The organism is Vibrio sp. ED002 (genome assembly GCF_023277445.1).
Classification (GTDB): Bacteria; Pseudomonadota; Gammaproteobacteria; order Enterobacterales; family Vibrionaceae; genus Vibrio; species Vibrio jasicida.
On record NZ_CP080238.1, the window covers coordinates 420,970 to 438,727 of the forward strand.

General features: G+C 45.9%; 14 protein-coding genes. 7 read left to right on the plus strand and 7 right to left on the minus strand.

Features of this window, described 5'->3' with window-relative positions:
- Window positions 1–183: 183 nt before the first annotated feature.
- The 5 genes from ITG12_RS02350 to ITG12_RS02370 all read right to left on the minus strand — a co-directional run bounded on the left by ITG12_RS02350 (window position 184) and on the right by ITG12_RS02370 (window position 5,303).
- On the minus strand, window positions 184–1,335 hold the full coding sequence (locus tag ITG12_RS02350) for an ABC transporter permease (protein WP_038881724.1): 1,152 nt from the start codon (window positions 1,333–1,335) through the stop codon (window positions 184–186).
- Window positions 1,332–2,519, minus strand: coding sequence for an ABC transporter permease (locus ITG12_RS02355; protein ID WP_038881723.1), 1,188 nt, complete (start codon window positions 2,517–2,519; stop codon window positions 1,332–1,334). The genes ITG12_RS02350 and ITG12_RS02355 overlap by 4 nt, the downstream gene beginning before the upstream one ends.
- Before the next feature lie 18 nt (window positions 2,520–2,537).
- Window positions 2,538–3,518, minus strand: coding sequence for a biotin/lipoyl-binding protein (locus ITG12_RS02360; protein WP_038867507.1), 981 nt, complete (start codon window positions 3,516–3,518; stop codon window positions 2,538–2,540).
- Window positions 3,519–3,521: 3 nt separating this feature from the next.
- Complete coding sequence (locus ITG12_RS02365) at window positions 3,522–4,937, minus strand: TolC family protein (protein WP_038867508.1); 1,416 nt, start codon at window positions 4,935–4,937, stop codon at window positions 3,522–3,524.
- Window positions 4,938–5,075: 138 nt separating this feature from the next.
- Complete coding sequence (locus tag ITG12_RS02370) at window positions 5,076–5,303, minus strand: hypothetical protein (protein WP_038867509.1); 228 nt, start codon at window positions 5,301–5,303, stop codon at window positions 5,076–5,078.
- 697 nt (window positions 5,304–6,000) lie between these two features.
- Between ITG12_RS02370 and ITG12_RS02375 the strand changes: the two genes are divergently transcribed.
- Together ITG12_RS02375 and ITG12_RS02380 are read left to right on the plus strand one after the other, a co-directional pair.
- Complete coding sequence (locus ITG12_RS02375; protein WP_038881721.1) at window positions 6,001–9,015, plus strand: NADH-dependent flavin oxidoreductase; 3,015 nt, start codon at window positions 6,001–6,003, stop codon at window positions 9,013–9,015.
- Window positions 9,016–9,095: 80 nt separating this feature from the next.
- The gene (locus ITG12_RS02380; protein ID WP_038881720.1) at window positions 9,096–10,046 is read left to right on the plus strand and encodes an FAD:protein FMN transferase; all 951 of its coding nucleotides are present in this window, start codon (window positions 9,096–9,098) and stop codon (window positions 10,044–10,046) included.
- An 85-nt stretch (window positions 10,047–10,131) separates the two neighbouring features.
- Here the strand turns inward: ITG12_RS02380 and ITG12_RS02385 are convergent, their stop codons facing one another.
- The gene (locus ITG12_RS02385) at window positions 10,132–10,293 is read right to left on the minus strand and encodes a hypothetical protein (protein WP_038867515.1); all 162 of its coding nucleotides are present in this window, start codon (window positions 10,291–10,293) and stop codon (window positions 10,132–10,134) included.
- An 88-nt stretch (window positions 10,294–10,381) separates the two neighbouring features.
- Window positions 10,382–10,672, minus strand: coding sequence for a YkgJ family cysteine cluster protein (locus ITG12_RS02390; RefSeq protein WP_039974426.1), 291 nt, complete (start codon window positions 10,670–10,672; stop codon window positions 10,382–10,384).
- A 433-nt stretch (window positions 10,673–11,105) separates the two neighbouring features.
- On the opposite strand from ITG12_RS02390, the gene ITG12_RS02395 reads away from it, so the two are divergent.
- From ITG12_RS02395 to gnd, 5 genes are all read left to right on the plus strand, one after another.
- Window positions 11,106–12,725: a sensor histidine kinase gene (locus ITG12_RS02395; protein ID WP_038881719.1), complete on the plus strand. Its 1,620-nt coding sequence runs from the start codon at window positions 11,106–11,108 to the stop codon at window positions 12,723–12,725.
- Entirely contained in the window at window positions 12,722–13,408 is a 687-nt protein-coding gene (locus ITG12_RS02400) for a response regulator (protein ID WP_038881718.1), read from the plus strand. Before ITG12_RS02395 ends, ITG12_RS02400 begins: the two co-directional genes overlap by 4 nt.
- 619 nt (window positions 13,409–14,027) lie before the next feature.
- A complete protein-coding gene (zwf, locus tag ITG12_RS02405) occupies window positions 14,028–15,530 on the plus strand; it encodes a glucose-6-phosphate dehydrogenase (protein WP_038881717.1) in 1,503 nt (500 codons plus the stop codon).
- Window positions 15,527–16,243 carry a 6-phosphogluconolactonase gene (gene pgl / locus ITG12_RS02410; RefSeq protein ID WP_020197501.1) on the plus strand — a complete coding sequence of 239 codons (717 nt, stop codon included), beginning with the start codon at window positions 15,527–15,529 and terminating at the stop codon, window positions 16,241–16,243. The genes zwf and pgl overlap by 4 nt, the downstream gene beginning before the upstream one ends.
- A gap of 40 nt (window positions 16,244–16,283) precedes the next feature.
- Window positions 16,284–17,732, plus strand: coding sequence for a decarboxylating NADP(+)-dependent phosphogluconate dehydrogenase (gene gnd / locus ITG12_RS02415; protein ID WP_038881716.1), 1,449 nt, complete (start codon window positions 16,284–16,286; stop codon window positions 17,730–17,732).
- The last annotated feature ends 26 nt before the right edge of the window (window positions 17,733–17,758 follow it).

Below are 17,758 nucleotides of genomic sequence, written 5' to 3' on the forward strand. Positions count from 1 at the left end.
CAACCCCTACCGCACGATTTTCCAGTACCTAGAGTTATTCGTATATTACTAAATTAGCAAAGCCGCTAACTCAGAAATGTCCAGAAACAAGCCAGTGACTCTTCAGGTCAACTCAGTCACTAGAACATCGACACAAACAAAAAGGGGCTACGTGAGCCCCTTTCTTAATTGGATGTAAAGCGATTAACCTAAGCTTTCTGTTACTACTGGTTTGGTATTGCGTTTGGCAATCCAGTAAGCAACGCCGCCCCATAATACCGTCAGAACCCAAAGAGCAGTCCAGTGTTTAGCTACTTGTTGCCACGTTGCGCCCATTTGGTTGAGTGCTAAAAAGCCTTTGATTGCCCAAGTGCTTGGGCTTAAATCTGCAAACCAAAGCAGCGGGGTAGGAATTGATTCAACCGGCCAAATAAACCCAGCTAGAAAGATCAACGGCATTGAGCTCACTAATACGACGAATGTCACGAGCTCGCGTCTTGGCAATAAATAGCCTAGCCATAAGCCTAAGCCACAGCAGCTAAGTAAGAAAGGCAGCAGCAAGGTGAGTAGCTCACCTGCGTTGGCAACATGGTTAACGTTCAAACGTTCGAAGCTATAGCCAAAGTAATATGCGCTCAGTAGGTAGTAAATCGCGACAAAAACTACGGTTCTTGCTAATAACAATGCACCGGTTGAAACCTGCGACCAATAACCGCGACCATGGCGTTGCGTACCCGTTTGTAAACCGACCGCCATCAACAATGTTTGCTGAAGGATCAACACAAACACCGCTGGCACAACGTACTCAATGTAGCCCATAGTCGGGTTAAAGGTTGGCTTCATGTTCAGCTTAATGGCAGAGTAATCATGGCTCGCCATACTCAGTGGCACGCCATCAATCACCATCTTACTGACTTTAACTTGAGCACCAAGCGTACCGCCTGCTGTTGCCAGGCCTTCTACCACGGTGCCGTAGACCAAGAAGTAGGAAGCATCAGCCGCATAAGCAAGAGTAGGACTGCTGCCAAGCATCAAGTCTTTATAGAAGTGTTCTGGAATCACCAAGAAACCCGTGATCTCTCGGTCTAAGAACGCTTGTTTCGCGTCAGCAATGGTGTGTAGGCGTGTCACAACTTTAACTTGTGGCGTCGCATCGACCATACGCTCAAGCTTCAAGCTGGTTTGGCTTCCATCGAGATTCACGATCGCTATCGGCTGTTCTCTTGGCGTTTGTTGCGCGTACGGAAGTGGGTATAAGAACGAGTAAAACACTACGCCACCAAAGACAGTCAGTACCACGACAGGATTGGTCAGCACTGAGCGTAACTCGGTTTTAATCAATTGCCATAAGTTCATATTGCCCCCTGCTTACCATCAGCACCAGTTGCGCTATTGAGTAAGGCGGTATTACGATGTTTTGCCATCAAAGCCGCCGTCATCAATAACGGAATAACGTACCCAGCCATCGGCCATAGGGAGCCGATAGATTGCGCCACACTAGCGCCGTAATTTGCTTGATCCACTTGTACTTCAATGTAATGAGTGATCGGTAGTAGACTTCGCCATGCTTGCGCCAATGTGTTCATGTCTGAAACTGGGAAGGTGATGCCCATGAATGCAAAGCTCGGTGCGGTAAATGCGCCAGCAAAGCTCATCGCGCGTGCTGGGTCCATGGATAGGAAGAAGAACAATGCCCCCATGATGATGCATGCAATGGTCGTTACGAATTGCGCGAATAACATTGTCAGATAACTCCCTTCCATCGGCCAATCTAGCACCACATAGAACCAAACTAAGAACAGTGCGCCTTGTGCCATAAATACAGGAATGTACTGGCTCAGAACTTTGCTTAGTCGAGTGAAAGGACGTTCGCCTAAGAACGCGAAGCTGTTATGGCCATTACCATATAAACGGAAATGCGCCGCGAGGATCAAAATGGTGCTGACCACGACGCAGATTTGCCAGATAGCTGGAACAATCGCGGTTACCAAGAACTGAGCGTAGTTAGTGTTACGGTTAAACAGAGCAGTAATCTGGGTGGAAATCGGCACGGCTTGCCCAATGGCGGCTAACGTTGTGGTATTGCCTTTCGCTAGATTACCCATGGCTTCAAGCTGAGCATCAAAATACCCTTGAGATTGCGCGACCGCGGAGTTAATCAACTTCGCAACCAAAATGTATTGGCTGTTGAAGAAGACCGATAGCTGCGGTTGGCGATGCAAAAGAATGTCTTGGTCAAATTGAGGGGGAATCACAGCATAAGCGTAGATATCACCCTCGATCATTGCGTTCTTCGCTTCTGTTGAACTGACGTAGTGGTAATCAACAGAAAGGGTGGATGAGGCGTCAAGAGATTGAATCATCTTGCGTGACAACTGTGAGTGCTGTAAATCGACCACGCCAATAGGAAGATCTCTGGCAATGCCTGCAGAGAATACCCCCCAAATACTGATTGCCAATAAGATCGGCACCCAAGTAAGGCAAGACAGCAACCACTTATCGCGCCTTAGGACCTGTCGTTGTGAGATTTGAATCGTCATAGTACTAAACCAACGCGATTACAGGTCAACCACGACGCTCATGCCCATTCGAAGCTCAGGCTCTGGCTGGGTAGGGCGAGCTTCGACTTCAAATGTACGAAGATCAAAACCTTTTGATGCATCTGTGGCGCGCCATGTCGCGAAATCACCCATAACGGCAACGTGCGTTACTTTAAACTCAACGTCTTTATCAAGGGCAGGCAGATAAGCTTCGAACGTAGTACCTTTGGTAAAGTGTTTGAGCAAATCTTCACGTACGTTAAGGGTTGCCCATGAGTCTTGCGTATCGATAACCGTCACAACCGGGAAGCCTTGAGGAGACAGCTCACCACTTTGCAGTAGTACTTGAGAGACTTCACCATCAAACCAACTAAAGATTTGCGTGTCTTTTGCATACGCTTCTACTTCCGCTACAGCGCCAGCCGCCATACGCGCTTTCTCTGCTGCAGCGACTTTGGTTTCGCTACGCGCACCTTCTTTTGCCATGTTGTACATTTGGAACGCTGCGCTCTCGGTGTACTTAGAAGCTTGCCACTGAGTCAGCGCCTCATCGCGTTTTTGTTCTGCGACAACGCCATCTTTGTAGAGGTTATTTACGCGCTGGTAAGTTTTTTCCATCAAATTAGCAGCCGCTTGTGCTTTCAACCACTGGTCTTTTGCTGCTTGAATTTGTTGCTCACGCGCGCCTTTTTCTGCTTCTAACGCCAACGCGCCAGCGGCTTTTTCACCCGCTTTTGCTTGTTCTAGCTTTGCTTCGATTTCTGGGCTGTGAAGGGTAAAGATCAACTGACCTTTTTCGACATCATCGCCTTTGCGCACCATGACTTCATCAATACGACCTGGGACTTTTGAAGAGATGCTGTATTGCTGCGCTTCAATCAATCCTTGTAAACGAGCTGGTTCCGGTTGATACGCTTGGTAGAACTGGTAACCAACCCAAGAAGCGACACCCAAAGCGCAAATTGATAGTAGAGCGGGTTTTAGAGATTTTGCTGCCATGACTTATTTTGCCTCTTTGGATGTTGATGCTGGAACGTAAGCAGTATGTTGGTATTGAGCGAAGCTGTTCATTTCGCTACTTAGTGCTAATAGTTTGGTCAAAGAAATTAGATAGCGGAAACGCGCCGCAGATTGCTGTGTTTCTACGCTGGCGACATACAGTTGCGCGTCGACCACATCCAAAGATGACGATAAGCCCTGAGTGAAGGCTTTTTCGCGTAAGCGTAGGTTCTCGTCTGCAAGGGCGATACTGGATTCTAAACCTTGGACCTCATCAATGGCTTGCTGCGCCTCTAGGTAGGTTTTCTGTACCAGAAGCGACAAATCTTGCTTGGCTTGTGACTTTAGTGCATCCACTTGCGTGACCATACTTTGCGCTGCTTTTACTTTTTCACTGCGACCGGTGGATTCAATCAGCGGAATATTCACTCCGACACCAACTAACCAATCGGGCTTAATTTGGCTGGCAAGTGAGTCGTCTTCATACAGGTTGTAATCACCGTACAAATAGACTTCTGGATAGTATTTGCCTTTCTCGGCTTTTATCAGGCTCGATGCTTGTTTGTGTTTTGCATTTAATAAATCCAAGCCAGGGTAGGTCAATAGAGTTTGATCGACAAAAGCATTCAATGGAGGAAGGTTGTCATTGATGAAGAGGGATTCTGATGGCTCTACTGAATCATTCTGCGCCAAGATTTTGCCAAGAGCAGCTTGGGCAATACTTAAATCGCTGGCCGCTTTACGAGTTTCTACTTTCGCTTTGTCTAGTGATGCTTCTGCTTGAAGGCGTTCAACTCTTGCAATCTGGCCTTGCTCTTCCATCTTAATTGCAAAATCACGGTGTTTGGTTAAGCCTTTTTCGACGGCTTGGCGAGTCGCCAGCACTTCTTTCGCTAATACAACCGAGAAGTAGTATTTAGAGAGGTCTTCAAAACGCGCCTGTTGCTCCATTGCGAGCTGGCTTTTTGCTTCGTCTGTTTTACCTTCTGCTGCTGATTGAGCAGCATTAATGCGACCCCCGGTAAAGATTGGCCAGATAGCACGAATCGAAGAGGAGAAGATGTCACGCTCAGTGATCGTTGAAGTAGTATTCGCAAGTGCACTAAAGATAGGTTGAAAGACTGGTGGCACACTGATTTGTTGCCCAGTACTGTCGAATAACTGCTGACCCGAGACCGTTACGTCAGTGTCTAAGCGCGTGTAATTCGCTCCGATGCTGACTTGTGGAAGATTAAGGTTGTCTGTCGCACTTTGTTGGTATTCGTAACTTTCAACGTTCGCACGCTGTGCTTTTAGTGAATAGTTGTTTTCTAACAACAATTTCCATGCGTCATCAAATGTGATGGGAGCCGATTGACAGGCAAGAGAAATTGAGCTGCTGAGAAGGCCCAAGATCCAGAACTTTCCGGTTTGTTTCATAGTGGCTGCTTTGCTTTAGAGTATTAGCTCTAATATAAAGTATTCATTCGAAAGTGTTAAGTGATTGGCGAAAAGAATTGTTGAAGAAATGTTGCGCTCAATTGAGTGTAGACCACTTGAGCGCAGCTGTGTTGTTTTTTATTTCATGGAAGGGCAGTGAAACTCTGCTCTCCACTCAAGTTGGCGAGAACCTCGCATTGTATTCAGCAGGTCTTTACCACTCATCTGTGGGAACGATAGCAGCACCTTAAGATCTGGGGAGCTGGCATCACTCTTTTCGTAAGCTCTGACGTGAGTAAACGTTGAATACATATTCTCTGACAGCATAGCCTTATTCAGGCAAATTCCAAATGTATCGCGTTCCATGTTTAGGTGTTCCTTCTAACTATAAAAGCGCCTCTGTTTATAGTTATTGCAGTGGCAGATGGTGTCTAAGTGATTGTCTTAACGTCAGTATTTGTATTTTTATCAATGTGTCTTCAAATTTTCTGACGCAAGTGTTGAGCGTTAAATAGACTTCCAGTTGGCTGCTTTCTTTTGCCGAAGCTCTCTCAGGCTTCTTGACTAAAAATTATACGATGGAAAGTCTCAAAACGCCTCAAAAACCGATAAATTTGATGTGATCGTGTTCAAGATTTAGATGGCAATTTATGTATGGTGTTGAATAAATAACAACATTATTTGGCTGGCGATTTGATTGCTTTTTTATATTTCGTTTCGCTTATCAATGATGGATCGCGTACGTGACATAAGCATGAACCTGATGATTTTAAAGCGTCAAATGTTGTCACTGTTGCAGCGTTGTTAATTCGTACTCCCTTTTGTCTTTATCTCTACTTATTTCGACTTAACTCTTTGCGAGAAAGGCATTCTGATTTTTATTAATGCAATAAAATCATGTTAAAAATGCAAACGATTCATTTTACTCATGCGCATAAATCAATAATATTTTTGAGGTTATTAGAGGATCTGACTGGTTCTCATATCAAAAATGCTTGTGATGAGTAAATCCTTTTTGCAGGTGCGTTTCATATGAGAATTAATCTGTTAAAGGAAACTATTTATGGCTCAGTTAGTCGATGAAATCGTATTTCAGTCAGGGGTCAAACTCAGCAATCGCATCGTGATGGCACCGATGACGATTCAGTCCGCTTTTTTTGATGGCGGGGTGACTCAAGAGATGATCAATTACTACGCCGCTCGCTCAGGTGATGCTGGCGCAATTATTGTTGAAAGTGCTTTCGTTGAGAATTACGGTCGTGCTTTCCCTGGTGCTCTGGGGATTGATACTGATAGCAAAATAGCAGGTTTGAAAAAGCTCGCCACCGCGATTAAAGCGAAAGGTTCCAAAGCCATTCTTCAAATCTACCATGCCGGTCGTATGGCTAACTCTGAATACAACGGTGGTCATCATCCTATTTCGGCAAGTCCTGTCGCTGCACTTCGCGAGAATGCGGAAACACCTTTAGAAATGACAAAAGAGCAAGTCGAAGCCATGATTGAAAGCTTCGGTAATGCAGTCAATCGTGCCATCCTCGCTGGTTTTGACGGTGTTGAAATTCACGGCGCAAATACTTACCTGATCCAACAATTCTTCTCACCGCATTCAAATCGTCGACGCGACAAATGGGGTGGTAACATTGAGAAGCGCACCAGATTCCCTCTTGCGATTTTAGATAAAACGAAACAAGTCGCGTCATCTCATAATAAGTCGGATTTTATTATCGGTTACAGATTCTCGCCAGAAGAGATCGAGCAACCGGGCATTCGCTTTGAAGACACGATGTTCCTATTGGATAAGTTGGCGAGTTCAGGCTTAGATTACTTCCATTTCTCGATGGGCAGTTGGGCACGTAATTCAATTGTTACTCCAGAAGATCAAGAGTTACTTATCGACAAGTATCGTCAACTTCAATCTGATGCCGTAGCAAAAGTGCCTGTCATTGGTGTTGGTGGTATCGCTCAACGTGCAGATGCGGACAGTGCATTGGCACAAGGTTATGACATGGTCAGTGTTGGTAAAGGCTATTTGGTCGAACCAACATGGGCAGGTAAGGTGCTGGATAATGAAACTTGCGCTGAGTTTGCTGATATTGCTCAGCAAGAAGCATTGCAGATCCCAACACCGCTTTGGGAAATCATGGATTACATGATTGTTGATAGTGCAGCCGAAGCGCTAAAACACCAACGTATTAAAGAGCTCCAAAACATTCCGATTAAATTCAATTCGGGCGAGTACACGGCATATGGGCGCGGTCACAATGGTGACTTACCAGTAACGGTTACCTTCTCTGAGGATAAAATATTAGAGATTTTTGTCGATTCATCTAAAGAGTCTGATGGTATTGCAAACCCTGCTTTTGAGCGTATTCCGCAGCAGATCCTTGACGGACAAACACTGAATATTGATGTTATTTCAGGTGCGACAGTCAGCAGCCAAGCGGTTCTTGATGGCGTGTCAAATGCGGTTGATTTGGCTGGTGGCAACTCAGAAGCATTGCGTTGTAAAGCGAAGGAAGCAGTTGAATGGTCATCAAAAACCATCGAAGAAACCGTTGATATTGTGGTTGTTGGCGGCGGTGGTGCTGGTTTGAGTGCAACGCTGACAGCGCTTGATAAGGGTAAGTCAGTTATTTTGCTTGAGAAGTTCCCTGCGATTGGTGGTAACACTGTTCGAACGGGTGGTTGGGTTAATGCTGCAGAACCTGAATGGCAAAATGACTTTGCTGCGCTTCCGGGTGAGAAAGAGACGCTAATGTTGCTGGCGAAAACGCCAGAGTCAGAATTTGTGGATGAGTACCTTGCTGATTTCAAAGTGCTGAAATCACAACTCGATAACTACTTCACTGACCTAGAAAGTGGCAAACAGTACTTGTTTGATTCGGTAGAGTTACATCGTATCCAAACTTACCTTGGTGGTAAACGCACTGATTTAAATGGTGAGTCTATCCATGGTCAGTATGACTTGGTTGAAACGCTGACTTCTCGTTCTATGGAATCCATCGATTGGTTGAGTGAAAAGGGCATCGACTTTGACCGCAGTGTCGTGGAAATTCCAGTCGGGGCGTTGTGGCGTCGAGCACACAAACCAAAGCGTCCAAAGGGCGTTGAGTTTGTCGATAAACTGTCAAAACGTATTCAAGACCAAAACGGGCGCATTATTACTGATACGCGAGCTACCGATCTGATTGTAGAGGATGGCAAAGTCGTTGGTATCAAAGCGGTTCAAGCGAACGGCACTAAGCTTGTACTGCGCGTAAATCATGGTGTTGTTCTGGCCTCAGGTGGTTTTGGTGCAAACACTCAAATGATCAAAAAGTACAACTCCTACTGGAAAGAAATCGCGGACGATATCAAAACCACCAACTCACCAGCGCTTGTCGGTGATGGTATTGAAATCGGTGAAAAGGCCGGTGCAGAACTTGTAGGCATGGGATTTGTGCAGTTAATGCCGATCGGTGACCCTAAGTCGGGTGCTTTGCTTACGGGGCTGATTGTTCCGCCAGAGAACTTTGTGTTTGTTAACCAACAAGGTAAGCGCTTTGTTGACGAGTGCGGAAGTCGCGACGTGCTTTCGGATGCCTTTTTCGACAATGGTGGCCTTATCTACATGATTGCCGACGAAAATATTCGTCAAACCGCGGCGAACACATCGGATGAAACCATTGAGCGAGAAATTAAAGAAGGCATTATTGTTCAAGCCGATACGCTAGAAGAGCTGGCTGAGAAGATTAATGTGCCAGTTGCTGATTTGACCAATACGATTGCACAGTACAATGCCTGTGTAGAGCAGGGGCATGATCCTGAATTTCATAAGAGTGCGTTTGGTTTGAAAGTGGCGCAAGCCCCGTTTTATGCCACACCTCGCCAACCATCGGTTCACCATACGATGGGCGGCTTGAAAATCGATACTAAAGCGCGCGTTATCGGTAAAGATGGCAACATCATCGAAGGCTTGTACGCTGCGGGAGAAGTTACGGGTGGCATCCATGCGGGTAACCGTCTGGGCGGGAATGCCTTGATCGACATCTTCACCTACGGCCGAATCGCAGGTGAAAGTGCATCTGACCTTGTTTAATCGTCATTAAGTTAAGAAGTACCAGTTAAGAGGGGAGCGATGCTTCCCTCTTTTTCACATTGGACATTCAGGATCTTCAGATGAGCATAAAGAAATACAGCGCACGATTTCCGATGATGGGCACATTCATCGACCTTGTCGTTTACCACGCCAATGGTGAAAAGCTGATAAAAGAAGCTTATTTTCAGCTAGAGCAATACGCTCAACGTTTTACGGTGAATCAACCAGATTCGGAACTGATGCGCGTTAATCAAAACGCAGGTATTGCTCCCGTTTGTGTTCAACCGGACCTTTTTGCCCTGATTAAACTGGCAAAATTGGTCAGTGAAGACCGAAACCATCCTTTCAATATTGCGATTGGTCCTCTTGTGAAAGCGTGGCGAATTGGATTTAAAGATGCCAAGGTTCCGAGCCGTGAAGAGATTGAAACAAAGCTTAAATTGGTTGACCCTAGCCAAGTCATCCTTGATGAGCACCAATGCTCTGTTTATTTAAACCACGTCGGTATGGAGATAGATTTGGGTGCCATTGCTAAAGGATATTTCGCCGATCAGGTTAAACGAGAGTTAGTCTCTGCTGGCGTAGAAAATGGTTTTATTAGTTTGGGGGGGAACGTATTAACGATTGGTCAATCACCAACTAATACGAATCAAGCATGGAATGTTGGCATTCAGAATCCGTTAGGAGAACGTGGTGATGTGATTCGCGTTGTTCCACTTAAAGGGATGTCGATGGTCACTTCCGGGATCAACGAGCGCTTTTTTCAGAACAATGGGCAACGTTACCATCATTTGTTGGACGCAAAAACGGGAATGCCGATTGAGACTGATATCGCTGGGCTTACGATTCTATCGGAGCATTCGGTCGATGGTGAAATATGGAGCACAGCAGGGTTTTTACCATCAATGCAAGAATCTATGTCTTATTTGAATCAGCAAGCTGGCATTGAAGCAGTGGCGGTTTCAAAGCTAGGTGAGGTTGTTGTTACCGAGGGATTAATCGATCGAAATGGCGGGATTTACCTACGCTGAGGCTTATCGACGCGAGACACGAAACAGAGGCAGAAAGTATACATTCTCCCCCTTGTTATCTCATGATTTTATTGAAGTCAGGTGATTAGTCATCGGCTCCACACTTCACGCATTCTTCATAAGTGCGTTCTTCTTCACTGATCACCACATAGCCACTGACACACTTGTCACACAGCGCGAGTTTTGGGTAAGCCAGTTTTTGCTTTTTGGCGCTCGTGTCGCCTTCAACAATGTAATATTTTCTCATGTTATTTTTTCATTTTAGAGCGAACCGTGTACTTTAACATGCCGCTAGTTAAGGGGAGCAAACGCAAAATAAAGCCGCTGATTCTGCTTTATAAGAACTTAACTCGTTCATCAAGGCATTCATCCGATCCCATTTCGAACTCGCGACATATCCAAGGCCGATTTTCATAAATAGTGCACATTAAACTGTCTCTATCTAACGCTGCGCACCAACCATCATCCAGTCGCATCATTGTCTCACCGCCATATTGATCACGTTCGATAAATTCTTCTGGAACGCCAGTATCTGAGATAATCATAACTTCAAGACGACAGCAGCATGCTTGGCAGTTTGAGCAAGAAACATTGGAGGATAACGGGTTTTTAGTGGGTATGTTCATGGATAGCTACAACTAGATCAATTGTGCATGATACCGTAAATGCTAGTTCAAATGACCTTTATTTTTTAGCTGGGGGCGCCTAACTGAACCCTTTGGGCAGCATTTGTTGGTCATTTCTACTACGTTATCGATTTCTCATGTAGGCAAGCTACTCCGCAAAGTCTCTGTCTTGTATAAATACCCAACAATTCGCTGCAAAAATCAGCTCAAAGGTCAACAGACCCTAACTTTGTCAGCCAGAAAGTAACTTAAGTAGGAGAGTGGACGATCATATTCTCTTCCCTAGCGCCTAAAAACTGAGCACCAGCCAGCGAGATTATTTCCCTCGTTCACATATTTGTCATTTAGCGGGTACGGCTTTGTTAACTCAGTGTTAACGTAGGAGCGTCGTCACAGTGATGTGGTAGTTTGAAAGTCGATAAAGGATATATCAATGAGTTGGAGAACGATCAGCTTTCGCAAGCGCATGCTCATTATTATGACGCTGTCGGGTTTGATCGAACTTCTTATCCTTGTGGCTGCGGGCTTTACTTACCTTAAGTTCGATCAAGAACAAGAGATGGGTGAGAAAGCACTGGGTGTGGCGCGTTTCTTATCGACATCCCACATCGTCATCGAGATGATCGAATCTCAAAACCCTGAGCCATACCAACAGCGATTTCGTGAAATGACCGATGCGTTAGGTGCTGCGTTTATTGTTATCGGCGATAAAGATGGCGTGCGTCTGATTCACCCTGTCGATGAACGTATTGGCAAGCCGATGAAAGGCGGTGATAACCAAAGAGCGTTGGTGGAGGGGAAGTCCTATATCTCAACGGCTCAAGGTTCTCTAGGCTATTCCGTTCGTGGTAAAGCGGCGATTTTTGACCAGCAAGGCAACATCATTGGGGTGGTTTCTGTCGGTTATCTCTTGGAGCGCCTACAAGATCGAATCGAGCCGTTTCTTGCTTTTCTAATTGTAATGGCATTGGTTGTGGTTGCAGCCAATGCCGTGGTCTCTAACTATGCGTCACGTAAATTCCAACGAGCGATCATGGGCTTTGAGCCGGAAGAGATTGGTCGCTTATACGGTGAATTGGATGTGACTATGAGCACCATTAAAGAAGGGGTGCTCAGTGTTGATGCGCAAGGTGTATTACGCTCAATCAACCGTAGCGCATGCCAAATTCTAGGTATTAACCGAGAGGCTGCGCTCAACAAACCGTTGACCGATACGCTCCGAGATAGCGATTTGTATACGGTGTTAGAAACAGGACAAGAAGATCACGACATCGAGATCTTCCTCAATCACAAACGCTTAATCGCAAACCGTTCACCGATCTTTGTAGATGGCAAAATCGTCGGTGCCGTATCGAGTTTTCGTTTGCGTGATGAAATCAATGAACTCACCGAGCAACTTTCGCAAACCAAAGAGTATGCGGATTTGCTTCGCTCACAAACGCATGAACACCGAAACAAACTCAACACCATTAGCGGCTTGGTTCAAATGGGTGAACTAGATGCGGTGCAGCAGCTTATTGGACAAGAGACGGCGCATTACCAAGCGATGATTGAGTTCTTACGGGACACCATTAAAGATCCTCTTATCGCTGGCATGCTTTTAGGCAAGACAGAACGTGCACGGGAGCTTGGTTTGCAACTGGTGGTCGAAGAAGGCAGTCGCCTAGAACCGCTACCTGAATGGCTCAATGCCGAAGATTTGGTGACCATTCTTGGCAACCTAGTCGATAACGCATTTGACGCAACTTTGTCTGCTATTCGTGTTGAATCTGCGTTTGCCTTAGAGCGTCGCAGTATTGATGTGTCGATCAGTGATTACGGAAACGAAGTGATATTAGAGGTGGTCGACCAAGGTTGTGGGCTACCGGAAAACATTGAGCCACAAGAGCTCTTGAAAAAGGGCATTTCAACCAAGTCTCGCCAGAATCGAGGGGTAGGATTACACCTTGTGAATCAACTGGCGACGCGTTATCACGGTTATGTTGAGATGCTACCAAATACAGAACATGGAACGAGAATTACCGTGTATTTGCCTAAGGAAGAACAAGTATGAATACGGCAACGCGAGTCATGATCATCGAGGATGATATTGCCATTGCAGAGCTTCACCATAAATATCTTAGCCAACTCTCCGGCTTGGAAGTAGTGGGCATTGCAACGACACGGATGGAAGCAGAAATGCAGCTAGAGATCCTTAAACCAGATTTGTTACTGATGGATGTTTATTTGCCAGACGGAACGGGTTTGGAGATTCTCAATACGCTGCGCTCAAACAATCAAACTTGTGACGTGATTTTAATTACTGCGGCGAGAGATGTGGATACGCTTCAACAAGCGATGCGTGGCGGGGTCGTTGATTATCTACTCAAACCTGTCATGTTCCCTAGATTAGAAGCGGCATTGCAAAAGTACATTTCTCAACGCCAACAACTGAACGTTGCAGAAAGCTTGGATCAGAACCTAGTCGATAAGATGCTTCAATCGAGTACGAGCGCAGATAGCACGCCACAACGATTACCAAAAGGGATTGATGGCGTAACTTTAGACAAGATTCGTACTTTGTTTGTTGGAGAAGGCATGTTTACGGCGGACGAAGCAGGCGAACAGATCGGCGCCAGTCGCACGACGGCCAGACGTTATTTGGAATACTTGATTAGCTCAGGGGAGCTAGAAGCGGATTTGAACTACGGAACCGTAGGGCGACCAGAACGCAGTTATAAAAAAGTGATTCGATAGCTCGTACTGTTTACACGCAAGAACGGCGGCACGATTTCCCGCCGCTTTCATTTTCCTAAGAATTTGCCACTCCAGATCGGGGAGGTTTCTGATAGAACACTCGAGTGTTGTTCCGTCAAAATCAAACGCAACAAAAAACGCGCAACATGACAAATGTAGCCTATTGCACATTACTTATGTAATGGATTGCAAATCTGAACAATTATTCCTCAATTTAGAGTTTTTGCTTGAATTTTACCCAGTCAAAATGAGTTGGCTTTATTCCATTATATTCAATTGCTTATGTCGTATTGTGTAAATTATTTAAACGTTTGCACTACCAAGTGTTGATGTAAATCAAATAGTCGTAGACAATACGCCCCCGTGTCGGAAATCTCCTCCGTAGAGTGCAAGGTTGTACTCGAGAGACATAAGTGTCCTAAAAGACCGTCAGTTGTTGAATTTCAAACTATGGTTAAGGAGTTCAACCGTTGAGGTGGGTTTTAGGGCTATAGGCTTTACCTATCAACGTAATAGGTAAGACCAATTTTCTATTTTGGGGTGCCATTGATAGGGTTGGCTCAATCCTTTTAGCCGTATCCGGGCACACAATAAGTACCTCGTTTTTAAGGGAAAGATGATGGTAATACCAGAAAACAGCAGCATCGTTATTTTTGGTGCTTCAGGTGACCTTACATACCGTAAGTTAATTCCTGCTCTATACCACCTTTATGCGAACAAGCAGCTTCCAGAGAATTTTGCCATTCTAGGTGTAAGTCGTACTGAATACAGTGACGAGTCTTACCGCGAGAAGTTGAAAAAATCGCTTCAGGAAATGGAAAAGACAGAGCCAGAAACGCTTGATGCATTTATCAACCACCTGCATTACCAAGCAATCAATACTTCTGACACACAAGATTACAGCAAGTTGGTGGTTCGACTAGACCAACTCGCAGACGAATATCAATTCGAACAACGTAATACGCTTTTCTACCTTGCTACACCACCAAGCCTTTACAGCGTGATCCCTGCAAGCCTTGCAGCGCACGGTCTGAATAACGAGGATGATGGTTGGAAACGTCTGATCATTGAGAAACCTTTTGGTTACGATCTTGAATCAGCGCGCATCTTGGATAAAGAAATTCACGAGCACTTTCAAGAGCACCAAATCTACCGTATCGACCACTACCTAGGTAAAGAAACGGTTCAAAACCTTCTTGTACTTCGTTTCTCTAACGCTATGTTTGAGCCGTTGTGGAACCGTAACTTCATTGATTACGTTGAAATCACAGGCGCAGAATTCTTAGGCGTAGAAGAGCGTGGCGGTTACTACGATGGTTCTGGTGCAGTACGCGACATGTTCCAAAACCACTTGCTACAAGTACTGGCAATGGTTGGTATGGAACCACCTGCACAAATCAATGCTGACGCGATGCGTGATGAAGTCGTGAAAGTGCTTCAGTGTCTTAAACCACTGGATGAAGACGCACTTCGCAACGACCTTGTATTGGGTCAGTACACGGCGTCTGAAGTTCGTGGTCAACAACTTCCTGGTTACCGTGAAGAGAACGGCGTAGCAGACGATTCTCGTACTGAGACTTACATCGGCCTGAAAGCTTACATCAACAACTGGCGTTGGAATGGCGTGCCTTTCTACGTACGTACAGGTAAGCGTCTACCGACTCGCGTTACTGAGGTGGTTATCCACTTTAAACAGACACCACACCCAGTGTTTGGTCAAAACGCACCAGAGAACAAGCTGATTATTCGTATTCAGCCAGACGAAGGCATTCAAATGAGCTTTGGTCTGAAAGAGCCGGGCGCAGGCTTTAAAGCGAAGGAAGTGAAAATGAACTTCCATTACGCTGATCTGCAAGAAACCCAAATGCTAACTGCTTATGAGCGTCTACTACTTGATGCCCTAAACGGTGATGCAACGCTATTTGCTCGTAGCGATGCGGTTGAAGCGTGTTGGAAATACGTACAACCAATTCTAGATTTCAAGCAAGACCCACAAGCGCTATTCGGATACGCATGTGGTACATGGGGACCAAAAGAGGCGGACGACTTGCTACAGCGAGCTAACCGCGCATGGCGCTTCCCTTGTAAAAACCTAACAGATACGGACTACTGCGAACTATGATCAACCATAAGATCTACCAAACAGCAGAGCAGGTAGTAGAAAGCCTTGCTAACGACATGAAAGCGTTTAGCGAAATGGGCCGACCTGTTCACATCTCTCTTTCTGGCGGCAGCACACCTAAAATGCTGTTTAAGCTATTGGCAACAGAAGCTTACGCGACGTCAATTCAGTGGCAAAACCTACACTTCTGGTGGGGTGATGAGCGTTGCGTTGCTCCTGATGATGCAGAAAGCAACTACGGTGAAGCAAATACGCTACTATTTAGCCAAGTAAGCATTCCTGCTGAGAACATCCACCGCATTCGTGGTGAAGACGAGCCAGAAGTTGAAGCACAGCGCTTTGCGAAAGAGATGGCAGAAGTGATTCCAACTGAAAATGGCACTCCTGTGTTTGATTGGATCTTACTTGGTGTTGGCGCAGACGGTCATACCGCATCGCTGTTCCCAGGTCAGACAAACTACGATGATGAGAACCTATCAGTATTGGCGTCTCATCCTGAGTCTGGTCAGATTCGTGTATCGAAAACGGCACGCGTACTAGAAGCAGCGAAGCGCATCAGTTACTTGGTACTTGGCGCTGGTAAAGCAGACATTATCGAAGAGATTAATAGCTCACCAGCACGCGTACTTCCATATCCGGCAGCGAAGATCCAAGCGAAAGCGGGTCTGACGGAATGGTATTTAGATTTAGACGCAGCGGCAAAAATCGCTTAATGCGGCCGCTGGTCGAATAAAAGACAATTGGAGAGAAACAATGAAAGGTGATATCGGTGTAATCGGCCTTGCTGTAATGGGGCAAAACCTTATCCTAAACATGAACGACCACGGCTTTAAAGTTGTGGCTCACAACCGTACTGCTGCTAAAGTAGACGAGTTCCTGGAAGGTCCAGCGAAAGGCACAAACATCATCGGTGCATACTCTCTAGAAGAACTAGTAGAGAAGCTAGAAACACCACGTAAAGTGATGCTTATGGTTCGTGCAGGTGACGTTGTTGACACGTTCATTGACAACCTAATTCCGCTTCTAGACGAAGGCGACATCATCATCGACGGTGGTAACACTAACTACCCAGATACAAACCGTCGCGTAGCACATTGCCGTGAGAAAGGCATTCACTTCATCGGTACTGGTGTATCTGGTGGTGAAGAAGGTGCACGTTTTGGTCCTTCAATCATGCCTGGCGGCGCGGCTGAAGCTTGGGAAGCGGTTAAGCCAATCTTCCAAGGTATCTCTGCAAAAACTGACGCTGGCGAGCCATGTTGTGACTGGGTTGGTAACGATGGTGCTGGTCACTTCGTTAAAATGGTACACAACGGCATCGAATACGGTGACATGCAGCTTATCACTGAAGCTTACCAGTTCATGAAAGACGGTCTTGGTATGTCTGCAGACGAGATGCAAGCAGTATTCGCTGATTGGAACAAGACTGAGCTAGACAGCTACCTTGTTGAAATCACTGCTGACATCCTTGGCTACAAAGATGAAGACGGTGAGCCTCTAGTTGAGAAGATCCTAGACACTGCGGGTCAAAAAGGTACTGGTAAATGGACTGGTATCAACGCACTAGACCTAGGCATTCCACTAACGCTTATCTCTGAGTCTGTATTCTCTCGTTGTCTATCTGCACTGAAAGACCAACGTGTGGAAGCTGAGTCTCTATTCGGTAAGACAATCACTACAGTTGAAGGCGACAAGCAAGAGTGGGTTGATGCACTACGTCAAGCGCTACTAGCTTCTAAGATCATCTCTTACGCTCAAGGCTTTATGCTAATGCGCGAAGCGTCTAACGAGAATGGTTGGGATCTAAACTACGGTAACGTAGCTCTAATGTGGCGTGGTGGTTGTATCATCCGTTCTGCGTTCTTGGGCAACATCCGTGATGCGTACGAAGCGAACCCAGACATTGCTTTCCTAGGTTCTGATGAGTACTTCAAAAACATCCTACAAGGCAGCCTAGCAGCATGGCGTAAAGTAGCAGCGAAATCTCTAGAGTCTGGTATCCCAATGCCATGTACGATTTCAGCGCTATCTTTCCTAGACGGTTACACAACAGCTCGTCTACCAGCGAACCTACTTCAAGCTCAACGTGACTACTTCGGTGCTCACACTTACGAGCGTATCGACCGTCCACGTGGTGAATTCTTCCACACAAACTGGACTGGTACTGGCGGCGACACAGCGTCTACAACATACGACGTTTAATCCGCAGTCAGTAAACTGATCAAAGC